The sequence below is a fragment of the Ruegeria sp. BG7 genome, from assembly GCF_056535685.1.
Genome location: NZ_JBQFIU010000002.1, coordinates 223,511 through 235,559 on the forward strand (window position 1 = coordinate 223,511; position 12,049 = coordinate 235,559).

General features: G+C 58.3%; 9 protein-coding genes. 5 read left to right on the forward strand and 4 right to left on the reverse strand.

Translation table 11 applies throughout. The features are described from left to right. Window positions 1-22: 22 nt before the first annotated feature. The 4 genes from ACR3EH_RS18995 to ACR3EH_RS19010 form a co-directional block, all read right to left on the reverse strand. Window positions 23-1,384 carry an aminotransferase class III-fold pyridoxal phosphate-dependent enzyme gene (locus tag ACR3EH_RS18995; RefSeq protein ID WP_171676265.1) on the reverse strand — a complete coding sequence of 454 codons (1,362 nt, stop codon included), beginning with the start codon at window positions 1,382-1,384 and terminating at the stop codon, window positions 23-25. A gap of 30 nt (window positions 1,385-1,414) precedes the next feature. Continuing rightward, window positions 1,415-2,518, reverse strand: a complete 1,104-nt coding sequence (locus ACR3EH_RS19000) for a mandelate racemase/muconate lactonizing enzyme family protein (RefSeq protein WP_171676263.1) — start codon at window positions 2,516-2,518, stop codon at window positions 1,415-1,417. A 76-nt stretch (window positions 2,519-2,594) separates the two neighbouring features. Next, window positions 2,595-3,752, reverse strand: a complete 1,158-nt coding sequence (locus ACR3EH_RS19005; protein WP_371810738.1) for an alcohol dehydrogenase family protein — start codon at window positions 3,750-3,752, stop codon at window positions 2,595-2,597. Between the two features lie 10 nt (window positions 3,753-3,762). Further along, window positions 3,763-6,240 (reverse strand): FAD-dependent oxidoreductase, encoded by a 2,478-nt coding sequence (locus ACR3EH_RS19010; protein WP_171676261.1) that lies wholly within the window; start codon window positions 6,238-6,240, stop codon window positions 3,763-3,765. A 106-nt stretch (window positions 6,241-6,346) separates the two neighbouring features. Here ACR3EH_RS19010 and ACR3EH_RS19015 point away from each other — a divergent pair, with 106 nt between their 5' ends. The 5 genes from ACR3EH_RS19015 (at window position 6,347) to ACR3EH_RS19035 (ending at window position 11,998) form a co-directional block, all read left to right on the forward strand. Beyond that, the gene (locus tag ACR3EH_RS19015) at window positions 6,347-7,234 is read left to right on the forward strand and encodes a MurR/RpiR family transcriptional regulator (protein WP_171648014.1); all 888 of its coding nucleotides are present in this window, start codon (window positions 6,347-6,349) and stop codon (window positions 7,232-7,234) included. Then, window positions 7,231-8,319: an aromatic ring-hydroxylating oxygenase subunit alpha gene (locus ACR3EH_RS19020; protein WP_171095334.1), complete on the forward strand. Its 1,089-nt coding sequence runs from the start codon at window positions 7,231-7,233 to the stop codon at window positions 8,317-8,319. Before ACR3EH_RS19015 ends, ACR3EH_RS19020 begins: the two co-directional genes overlap by 4 nt. A gap of 74 nt (window positions 8,320-8,393) precedes the next feature. Next, entirely contained in the window at window positions 8,394-9,848 is a 1,455-nt protein-coding gene (locus ACR3EH_RS19025; RefSeq protein ID WP_171676259.1) for an aldehyde dehydrogenase family protein, read from the forward strand. Window positions 9,849-9,882: 34 nt separating this feature from the next. Then, window positions 9,883-11,556 carry a BCCT family transporter gene (locus ACR3EH_RS19030; RefSeq protein ID WP_171648010.1) on the forward strand — a complete coding sequence of 558 codons (1,674 nt, stop codon included), beginning with the start codon at window positions 9,883-9,885 and terminating at the stop codon, window positions 11,554-11,556. 58 nt (window positions 11,557-11,614) lie between these two features. Next, window positions 11,615-11,998 (forward strand): carboxymuconolactone decarboxylase family protein, encoded by a 384-nt coding sequence (locus ACR3EH_RS19035; protein ID WP_171095340.1) that lies wholly within the window; start codon window positions 11,615-11,617, stop codon window positions 11,996-11,998. Window positions 11,999-12,049 lie beyond the last annotated feature (51 nt).

A 12,049-nucleotide genomic window follows, 5' to 3' on the forward strand; every position in this document is an offset into this window, starting at 1 on the left:
CATCGGCCTCTCAAAGTCACGCTCAAACACACTCGCAGTCAGCGATGTCGAGGGTACGATCCAGTATCTCCAGACCGGCCATCAGATCCTCTTCGCTGATGTTCAGCGGCGGTGTTAGACGAACGACGTTTGAGTAGAACGACAGGTACAGGCCCTCGTTCATCGCAAAGCTCATCATGTCCGTCATCGGTTTGGCGTCCGGGCCTTTCGCGGCAAACGGAACCAGCGGCTCGCGCGTGTCGCGGTTCTTGACCAGCTCGATACCGTTGAACATGCCCTTTCCGCGAATGTCGCCGATGCTGGGATGCTTTTCGGCCATCTTGGCCAGTTCGGCGCGCATCTTCTCACCCATCGCAGTGGCGTTTTCCAGCGCACCTTCGTCCTGCATGGCGCGAATTGCGGCAATGCCCGACGCACAGGCCAGCGGGTGACCGGCATAGGTCAGACCGCCCGGCATCGGAGTGTCGCGCAGCCAGTTGTGCAGCTCGGTCGAGACCGACATGGTGCCCAGCGGCACATAGCCCGAGTTGATGCCCTTGGCGCTGGTGATGATGTCGGGCTGCACGCCCCAGTGATCGACGGCGAACCATTTACCGGTACGACCAAACCCAGCCATGACCTCATCCGCGATCAGCAGGATGCCGTGTTTTTCGCAGGTTTCTTTGATCGATTGCAGGTAGCCATCGGGGGGCACGATGATGCCGTTGGTGCCCACGATCGGCTCCAAAATGACAGCCGCCACCGTGTTGGGGTTTTCGTACATCAGGATCTCTTCCAGATGCGGACCACCCTGCGCCACCGGGCATTTCGCCGGGTCGGTGTGACCAGTCGGCAGGCGATAGACATAGGGGTCCAGCATCCGCACCACGCCCGGCATATCGGCCCGGGTCAGGTGATGGCGCGGGTCGCCTGTCAGGGACAGCGTGCCACCGGTCGCCCCGTGATACGAGCGATAGCGCGCAATGATTTTGGTGCGCCCGGTATAGTGCCGTGCCAGACGGATCGCGGTTTCGTTCGCTGCCGAGCCGCCGGTTGTGAAGAAGGTCGAAGTGATGTTCGCGGGCGTGATCTCATTCATGATCGCCGCCATTTCCGAACGTACATCCGAACCCATGGCGGGGCCGATATAGCACAACTTATCGGCCTGATCCTTGATCGCCTGAACGATCTTAGGGTGCTGGTGGCCCATATTGGCGTTCACCAACTGGCTTTGGAAATCGAGATAGCGTTTGCCATCGCTGTCCCAGAACCAGCTGCCCTGCGCGCCGGTAATAACGCGCGGGCGGCTGCCTTGTTTCGACCAGCTTTGCAGATAGTGATCTGCGTGCATGTCTTTGACCCATTCAGGATCATGTGAGGGGTAGGCGTTGCTGAAATCTTCCATAACAGGTCTCTCGGCAGGCTGGGATTGGGATCAATCGATAATGGTGACAGGCTGGCCCAAAGCGTCGGCGTCGGGCGTGACGCCCAGACCGGGCCCTTCGGGCGGGGTAATTCGGCCGTTTTCACGCACCGGACCATCGGGGGCCAGACGTGGGCCGACATAGTGGCTCAGGTCGCAGGTGTTCATGATTCCGCGCGCAGGGGTCGAAGCGGCCAGATGCAGAAGCGCGGCGGTGGTGATGTCGCTGCCCCAGGTATCCTCGATACACATCTGAGTACCCAGCGTCAGACAGACATCGCGGATTTGCCGCATGGCGGACAAGCCACTCATCTTGGACAGCTTCAATGCAACAGCCTGCATACAACCGGCCTGATGCGCTGCGATGACCGAGGCGACGTCATACGCGTTTTCGTCGATTTTCATCGGCAGGCCAGTGACCCGCTGCACATGGGCGCATTCCTCGAGCGTCGCGCAAGGTTGCTCGAGCATGACATCCAGATGAGCGACGGCGCGACCGACACGGATCGCGTTCAGCGCATCGCTGCCACAGTTCCAGTCGCCATAGACCAATGGGCCCGGACCAACGGTCTCGCGCACTTTGGTCAACCGCTCAACATCCGTCTGCCAGTCGCCATCAGCCCCCAACTTGACCTGAAACTGGCGCATGCCCTTGTCATACGCATCTTGCGCCATGCGGGCCATTTCGTCCGGGGCCACGCAGGTGATTGAGTGATAGAGCGCCATGTCCTTGACCTGCCGCCCCCCCAGAAGGCGGTGAACAGGTAGACCCGCGGCTTGCCCTGTCGGATCCCAGAGCGCAGTATCCAACGCGGACTTCGCGTATGCATGACCCCGCAGAAACCGGTTCACCTGCTCCATTACGGTTTCCGGCCCCACCGGGTCGGTGCCGATCAGAACCGGGGCCAACTCAGTGATGGCGGGGATCACACCCTTGGCATAGGCAGGCAGGTAATGCGGGATCGGGCAGACCTCACCCCAGCCAGACAGGCCCGTATCGGTGTCGAGACGCAGCACAACCGAGGTTGTGGTGTCGCAGGTTTTCCCATCTGCCATGTAATAGGTGTCATGGCTGGTCAGCGGGACTTCCCAAGCTGCAATGCGGATGATCTTCACGTCAGTTTTCCTTAGATTGGCCCGCCAAACCAAAGACTGGTTTTGCCGTTTTTCTTAAAAAGGGGCGTGGCGCGCGTTAGGGTGTCACCACGATATTTCCAACATGCGTTTTCTGAACGAACGCCTCTTGCGCCTTCGCGAGATCTTCCAGCGGATAGATCGCCGCCAACAGAGGCTTCAAAGCGCCGGTTTCGATCATGCCCACCACGCGCTGCATTGTGCCTGCCGGGCAGATGGTTGCGCCGGTCAGCTGCAGGTCCTTGTAGACCAGCTGACGCAGGTCGAATTCGGCCATTTGACCAGCGATGCACCCTGATGTGGAGTAACGCCCACCCTGACGCAAAGCGTTGATCAGCGCCATGAACATCGGTGATCCGACCACATCCAGCGCGATGTCCACCGGCCCGCCTGCGGCGTCGCGAATAGCGGCTTCCAGATCAACGGTGTTGCGGTCGATGACATGGGCTGCGCCCAGTTCATGCAGCATTTCGGCCTTCGAGGGGCTGGCAATCGCGATCACCTTGCAACCGCGCAGGCGGCATAGCTGAATAGCGGCCGAGCCCACGCCACCGGACGCGCCTGTGATCACCACGACCTCACCCGGACGCGGAGCGGTGCGCTGAACCAGATTTTCCGCGGTCGTATAGGCGCAAGGGAAAGTGGCCAGTTCCGCATCGCTCAGGCTGCTGTTAACGGGCACCGCATTGGCCGCGCGCACCTTGGTGTATTCGGCATAGCCCCCATCCGCCTCGGACCCGAAATAGCCCGAGTTTTCAGGGTTCAGCCAATCCCCATGGCTCAGCAACCAGGGGTCGATCATCACTCGTTCGCCGACGCGTGCGGGATCAACGCCTTCGCCAACGGCAACGATTTCACCAGCCACGTCGGCGCCCTGAATGACGGGGAAGTTCAACGACCCGCTGCCCCAGGTGCCGTCATCGCCGCTGGCTTCGTCAAAACCATCCGCCGCGCCGCTGCCCAGAACGGCATCCACTTTCTTGGAATACCAGGCTGTGCGCGTGTTGATATCAGTATTGTTAAGACCACAGGCCCCGACCTTGATCAGCACCTCACCCTTTTCGGGCGTCGGCGTGGGCATGTCGCGGTATTCCAGCATGTCCAATCCGCCGTGACCATTCATCACAACGGCTTTCATCGTTTCCGGGATCATCTGGTCCATGTCCTGAATTAAGTTCTTTGGCCTAACGCGGCGGGCACCTGTGTTGGTGCCCACCGGTCTTGTCTTATGCGGGAACCGCAGCGGGCGCGTCGGTGCGCGGCAGCTTGCTTTGCGGATCATAAGCAGCTTCGCCCAGAATGCGGCCCTTGCGCGGCTCACCTGCAACGATCACCTCGATCTCCTGACCCGGTACGTTGGCGTCCGGCTTGATATAGGCAAAGGCCAAGATCTTGCCGACCGTGTGGCCGTAAGCAACAGATGCTGTCGCACCAACAATCTCGCCGTTTACCTTGATCGCCTCGCCACCGTGTCCGTCCTCGATCCCGTCGGGCTCGATTTCCAGATAGGCGCAGACCCAGGGCATTTCGCCTTTCTCGGCCTGCTCGGCGCTGACGCGTGTGGCTTCGACACCCAGATACTCTTTGTCCAGCTTGAAGAAGCGACCCACATTGGCCTCGGGCAGCGTGACCTCATTGGTCAACTCGCCCGCACCGGGGAAGGCTTTCTCCATCCGCATCGCGTTCATGGCGAATGAACCGTAGTTGACGATGCCATGCGGCTCGCCCGCGGCCCACAGCGCGGTGTAGACATCCACGCAGGCTTCATCCGGCATGTGGAATTCCCAGCCCAGCTCACCGGCATTGGACATGCGGAACGCCCAGACCTTGTGACCGGCCACGGTGATTTCCTGCGCCGACAGCCAGCGGAAACCGGCATTGGACAGGTCCGCATCGGTGCACTGTGCCAGAACTTCGCGCGATTTCGGACCGTTCAGCGACAGGGCCGACCAGCCAGCGGACAGAGGCGTGATGGTCACGTTCTCATCCGCGCGGTTGTGGTTCAGGTGGTCCAGCAGCCGCTGTTCGAAGAAGGCCGCGCAGACCAGATAGAAGCGGTCATCCGCCATCCGCACCAACGTGGTCTCCAACTCGATCCGACCGCGGCGGTTCAACATATGGGTCAGTGTGATCGAGCCGGTCTTCTGCGGCATCTTGTTTGCGGTCAGACGGTCCAGCAGCGCATAAGCGTCCGGGCCCGAAACTTCGACCTTGGTAAAGGCGGTCACATCCATGATGCCGACGCTTTCGCGGACGGCTTTGACCTCGGCCCCGACCACATCATGCACCACGTTGCGGCGGAAGCTGTAGTGATCGCGCTGCTCGACACCTTCGGTTGCAAACCAACGGGGACGTTCAAAACCATAGACTTCTTCGTAAACCGCGCCCTTGTCCTTGAGGATTTCATACAGCGGCGACGGCTTGATCGGGCGGCCTTCTAGACGGTTGAAGTGCGGGAAGGGGATTTCGTGGCGCAATTTGTAGTCTTCGTGCGCTTTGATGACCTGCCAGTCTTTCTTGGCATAGGCGCCAAAGCGGCGCGGGTCGTAGTCGCGCATCGAGATGTCCGCAGCGCCGCGGACCATCCACTTGGCCAGTTCGCGGGTCAGACCGGGGCCCCAACCGATACCGATCTGGGTACCGCAGCAGCACCAGTAGTTCTTTACGCCCGGAGCGGGGCCAACCATCGGGTTGCCATCCGGCGGATGGCTGATCGCGCCATGCACTTCGCGGGTGATGCCCAATTCGGCGAATATCGGCATCCGCTCTAGCGAGTTTTCCAGCCAGGGCATCACGCGGTCATAATCGGCCTCGAACAGCCAGTTCTCGTATTCCCATGGGCATTCGTCATGCCAGACCGAGTTCGAGTTTTCTTTTTCGTAAATCCCGATCAGGCCCTTTTTCTGCTCCATCCGGATATAGCCCGAGACCTGTTTGTCGTCGCGGATCACAGGCAGCTCAACGTCCAGATCCTGAAACTCGGGCACATTCTCGGTGACGAAATAGTGGTGCGTCATCGAGGTCATGGGCAATTGCAGACCCGACCATTCACCCATCTGGCGGGCATACGTGCCGCCCGCGTTCACCACGTGTTCGCAGACAATCGTGCCTTTTTCGGTCTCGACCACCCATTCGCCCGCATCGTTCTGCGTGATGTTGGTGGCTCGGCAGTGGCGGAAGATTTTCACGCCTTTTTGGCGGGCACCAGTGGCCATCGCCATGGTTACGTTCGACGGATCCACATGACCGTCATCCGGGGTGTAAAGCGCGCCCAGAACGCCATCCAGATTGTAGAACGGGTGCTTCTCGGCGATGAAATCAGGGCCTACCAGTTCGATATTAAAGCCCAGCGAACGACCCACAGACAGGGTGTGGCGCAGCCAGTCCATTTCGTCTTCGGTATACGCCAGACGGAACGAGCCACAACCATGCCAGGTGACGGCCTGCCCGGTCTCTTCTTCCAGAGTCTTCGAATACAGGCCAATGTTGTAGTCCACCATGCGACCCAACCCGTATGAGCTGGTTGAATGGGTGATCTGACCCGCCGCGTGCCAGGTCGATCCGCTGGTCAATTCGGCCTTTTCCAGCAAGACGGTTTCTTCGCCCCAGCCTTCATGGCCAAGGTGGTAAGCAAGGCCGCACCCCATGACACCGCCACCGACGATGACAACCTTGGCGCGTTCGGGCAGTTCTTTTTTGGACATCGCAAAAATTCCTGTTCGAGAGTCGCATATTTCTGTGGACTTCCTATTGCCACATATGTACCAGTGTCAACGTAAAACGGCACAAATGTACATACCGAGATACGCAATGAATGGTACAGATGTTTCAAGCGAGGTTCTGGGACGCCTGTCACAAGAATTGTCGCTCTTGACCCCCGAAGCACAGAAAGCCGCGCGGTATGTTCTGGAAAACCCCAGAGAAGTTGGCGTCTCCACCGTCCGTGAGATTGCCGAAGCCGCCAGTGTCAAACCAAACACCGTGGTGCGAATGGCCAGACAAATCGGCTTTGAGGGCTATGGAGATTTTCGGGAACCATTTCGTGATGAGATTCGCCGAAGCGACGTCTCATTCCCCGACCGCGCACGTTGGTTGCAGGGAATCAGCCGTTCTGGCGACCTGGGTGAGCTTTATGCAGACTTGCTGGGCTCAGCCATTCGAAACATCGAAGAGACCTTTGCGGACATTGATGCCAGTCGGCTACAATCTGCTGCGGAAACGATTTGGTCGGCGCGATCCATCTATACTCTGGGCGTTGGAATAAACAATTCGAACGCGTCCAACTTCACGTATCTCGCCCGCACCGGTATGACAGATTTCCATGCGATCCCCCGGCCCGGATCAACAGCGATTGATGATCTGGCATGGGCGGACGAGCAGGATGTCCTGATCGCCATCACGTGCCACCCATATCGCACAGAAGTCGTCGAGGCGGTACAGACCGCGCGAAAGCAAGGTGTAACCGTAATCGGAATATCCGACTCGCCAGCCAGCCCCGTAATCTTGTCTGCTGAACACGGTTTTGTTGTGTCAGTAGATACCCCTCAATTCTTCCCTTCCTCCGTGTCTACAATTGCTCTGTTAGAAACACTGCTCAGTTTTGTGATAGCAGTGTCCAGCGATGAGATCGTCGAGCGGGTCGAAAAGTTTCATATACGCCGTCATCAGCTTGGCCTTTACCAGGAGGAACACACATGAATGCCCCGCTGACCCATTCGCTGGACGCCAGCTATTACACCGACCCGGCAGTCTTTGAAAAAGAGATGAATGGTCTTCTGATGCGCACCTGGCAGTATGCTGGCCACGCTAACGACATCCCTAATGTCGGCGACTATTTCGCGTTTGAAATTGCTGGTCAGAATCTGTTTGCCATCCGCGGGCGTGACAACGTCATCCGCACTTTCTACAACGTGTGCCAGCACCGCGCGCATGAGATGGTCACTGGAACCGGCAACACGCGGGTTGTGGTTTGCCCCTACCACCAATGGTCCTACGAGCTGACCGGCGGATTGCGCGCGGGGCCCAACGTCAAGAACGTTCCCGGATTCCAGCGCGAAAAGATTTGCCTGACCGAGGTTCGAACCGAGGACTTCCTGGGCTTTATCTTCGTCAACCTCGACAAAGATGCCGCGCCCATGGACGAATGGTATCCGGGTGTGCGCGAAGAGATTGCGGAATACGTGCCTGGCATAAACGACCTGGCACCGCTGGAATGGGTCGAGATTCCGGAAAACTGCAATTGGAAAGTTTCTATCGAAAACTACTCCGAATGCTATCACTGCCCCTCGAACCACCCCACTTTTGCGGAAGGTGTTGTAAAGCCTGAAACTTACGACATTCAACCCGATGCGGGCGGCGGTTACGTGTTGCGTCACACCACGGAATGTCAGGCGTTGGATAAGATGACCTATCCAATCGATATGTCAGTTCCGCATGCAGGCGACTATCAGTCGTGGTTCCTGTGGCCCATGTTCTCGTTCCAGTGCTATCCGGGCAACGTGCTGAACACCTATCACTGGCGTGCCAACACTGTGGACACCTGTACGGTATGGCGCGGCTGGTATACCGAAGGCGGTCATGAAAGCGACGTAATCCGGGGGCTTGCCGTACAAGACCGCCAGACCACAGTCGAAGAAGACATCCGCCTTGTTGAATCCGTTCACCGCGGGCTGAAATCCAAAGGGTATGTTCCCGGCCCGCTGGTTCTTGACCCCGCCTGTGGTGTCATGAGTGAACATTCCATCGCCAAGCTCCAGCAATGGATGCGTGAGGCGGTGGAATAAAACCAAACAAAGTCAAAGAAACTTGCGCTTCGGAGGGTAATTCATTGCCCTCCGAAGTTTTGGAGATGCGCGACATGCAAGACGTTAAGCCATATTGGCAGAATTATGTGGACGGCACCTGGATCGATGGTGGTGCGGGTCGGATCGATGTTTTCAACCCGGGAACCGGCGGAAAACTAACTGAACAGGCGCTGGCCGATGCCGGTGACGTGGATCGTGCGGTCATGGCGGCCCGCCGCGTGCATCTTTCAGGTGCGCTCAGCGATCTGCGACCTGTGGAACGTGGCCGCATGGTACAGGCTATGGGCCGCTACCTGCTGGACAACACTGACGAGATTGCTCGGGTTCTGACCCTTGAGCAGGGCAAACCGCTTTGGGAAGCACGCGTCGAAATCGAAGGAGCGGCACGCTATTTCGAATACTATGGCAATCAGGCTGAAACCGTCGAAGGCCGGTCCATTCCACTAGGAGCGAGCTACTTCGATTTCACCACGTACGAGCCGTTTGGTGTTTCCGCACAAATCATCCCATGGAACTATCCTGTCGAGATGACCGCGCGGTCGCTGTCGGCGGCTTTGGCCACAGGCAATACTGTTGTCATCAAAACCCCGGAATTGACACCTTTGACCAATGCCTGGTTTGCGCATGCTGCCGAGGCGGTTGGCCTACCGAAAGGCGCTGTAAACATCCTTTGCGGTTTGGGTCACGAGGCAGGAGCCGCGCTTTCGGCGCATCCACATGTCAATCAGATCGTCTTTACCGGCTCGGTGCCAACCGGCATCGCAATTGCCAGTGCAGCCGCACGCAACGTTGTGCCCTGCGTCCTGGAGCTTGGCGGGAAATCTGCAGCCATCGTGCATGATGACGCGGACCTGGAAGCCTTCGAAAACGACGTACGCTGGGGGATCTTTTTCAACGCCGGTCAGGTGTGTTCAGCGATGAGCCGCGTGATCGTGCATGAAAGCCGCCACGACGAACTGATCGAACGCATCTCGAACGTAGCAAGCAACCTGTCCGTCGGTCCGGGTATCGAACGGGGTGAGTTTGGCCCGAATATGGGGCCGATGGTCAGTGAAGCGCAGCGTGACCGCGCGGCTGGCATGGTGTCTGGCGCAATCGCAGCTGGCGCGACTGCAGCCACCGGCGGACGTAAGATGAACATTCCCGGTGCATTTCTGGAACCAACCATTCTGACCAACGTCACTCCTGACATGAACATTGCGAACGAAGAAGCTTTTGCACCGGTTCTTTCGGTTCTGAAGTTCCGTGACGACGCTCAAGCAATCGAGATTGCAAACGGAACACCCTACGGGCTGGTCGGCGGAGTCTTCACGCGCGACATCGACCGCGCCACGCAGGCGGCCCGGCAGATCCGCGCCGGTCAGGTCTTTGTCAACGAATGGTACGCCGGCGGCGTAGAGACGCCATTCGGTGGATATGGAAAATCCGGTTACGGGCGGGAAAAGGGGCGCGAAGCACTGTGGAATTACGTCCAGACCAAGAACGTGGCTATTCGGCTGCGCAGCTAATCCACCAACTCAAGAACAATAGGGAGGACACCCAATGCCAATAAAACCACCCGTCACCGACCTACCCATCAAAACCGCCGACAGCGGGTTCTACCGTGGTTTCACAAAAGACGTGACCATCACTGCCAAGCTGCTGATTGGTGCCCTCGTCATTTGGGCCGTGGCCTTTCCTGACAATGCCGCTTCGGTTCTGTCCGGATTGAATTCGTTGATCCTGGCGTCGTTCAACTTCTGGTACGTCTATGTGATGGCCTTCTTCTTCCTGACCTGCATCGTTCTTGCGATCCTGCCGGTGTCGGGGCGCATGAAACTTGGCCGCCCGGAAGACCAACCTGAATTCTCGCGCTTTTCATGGTTTTCGATGATGTTCGGGGCGGGCATCGGTATCGGGATGCTGACCTATGCAACCGGTGAGCCGATCTATCACTTCCAAACCAATCCAGACATCATCCAAGGCCTTGCAGAAGGATCCACGCAAGAGGCCGTGCGTTCGGCCTATAAATGGTCGTTCTCACATTGGGGCCTGCACGCGTGGGCCAGCTATGCCATCGTTGGCCTTGCGCTGGCCTATTTTTCGTTCCGGCGCGGCCTGCCGCTGACCATCCGGTCGGCGCTGACACCGATCTTCGGAAAATCGCTGTCCGGCCCGTTGGGTCACGTCATCGACGTAGTTGCCGTTGTCGCCACCGTTCTGGGTGTTGCGCAGACGCTTGGCTTTGGCGTCAACCAGTTCATTGCGGGGCTGCATCGGATCGGTTTCGGGGACTGGCTTCTGACCGACGCGGGTGATCCGACCAAAGTGGCGATCGCCGTCGCGCTGTTGATCATTGTCGGTGCGTCCACACTGTCGGCGTTGTCCGGAGTAGGAAAAGGCATCAAATGGCTCTCTAACATCAATATGGCGCTCAGCTTTGCATTGCTTGCCTTCTTCTTGTTCTTCGGCTCGACCTTTTTTGGCCTGCAGGCGCTGTTTGTCGGCATCTACGACTACCTGATCGCAACACCAGCCCTCTTGTTTACCGTCTGGAACAGCGACGGGGTGGATGGATCGGTCGCAAGTCAACTGGCCGGATGGCAGGGCGGCTGGACCGTGTTCTATTGGGCTTGGTGGATTGCATTTGCACCCTTTGTCGGCGTCTTCCTGGCGCGCATTTCCAAGGGCCGAACCATTCGCGAATATGTGCTTGGCGCGGCAATCGTACCGTCCGTCATGTGCTTTGTCTGGTTCGCCCTGGTTGGCGGTACAGCGATCGAGCTTGAGCTTTCGGGCGTCGCGGACAATGCAATCATTGGCACCGGGCTTTCGGATCAGCTTTTCGCGACCCTTTCGGTCATGCTGAGCGAAACCATGGCCTGGGTGTTTGCGATCATGGTCGTCGTGCTGTTGCTCACCTACCTGGTAACCTCGGCGGACTCGGCGGTGCTGATCATCAACACCATCAATGCCGCTGGCGACGAAGGCCCCAAGGCGCGGCCGCACATTCTGTTCTGGGGTGCTGCCCTGGCGCTGGTCGTGGGCGCATTGCTGATGATTGGTGGCCTCGGGGCGATCCAGACAGCCATGATCATCGGCGCATTGCCATTCAGCGTGGTCATGGTTCTGATGGGAATTTCGGTCCTCAAAGCAATCTGGCGGGACAGCCAGCGCGAAAAGCTGGGCCTGTCGGTCTTTGACGAAGAAGAGGCCGAAGCGACCCCGGCAGAATAATCAAACCCATCCGGGCCGGTCATAGTACAGGCCGGCCCGTTCACCAAAGGAGAACGAAATGGACGACAACTTGTTCGAACACGGCCTGAAACAGCGCAAATCCACGCTGGGTGCCGAATATGTTGAAAAGAACCTTGCAGCCGCGGATGACTTCACCCGCCCCTTCCAAGAGGCCATGACAGCATGGTGCTGGGGTTTTGGCTGGGGCGACGACACGATTGACCACAAGACACGGTCGATGCTGAACCTCACCATGATCGGCGCGCTGGGCAAGATGCATGAATGGGAAATTCACTGCAACGGCGCTCTGAACAACGGCGTGACCAAAGAAGAAATCCGCTCGATCATTCACGTGATCGGCATCTATTGCGGTGTCCCGCAATCGCTGGAGTGTTTCCGTGTCGCTCGCAAGGTGCTGACCGAACGCGGGTTGCTGGACTAAGCTCGCGTCACAATTTCCTTCACTTCAGTTAAGGGGTCCTCGCACACAGTC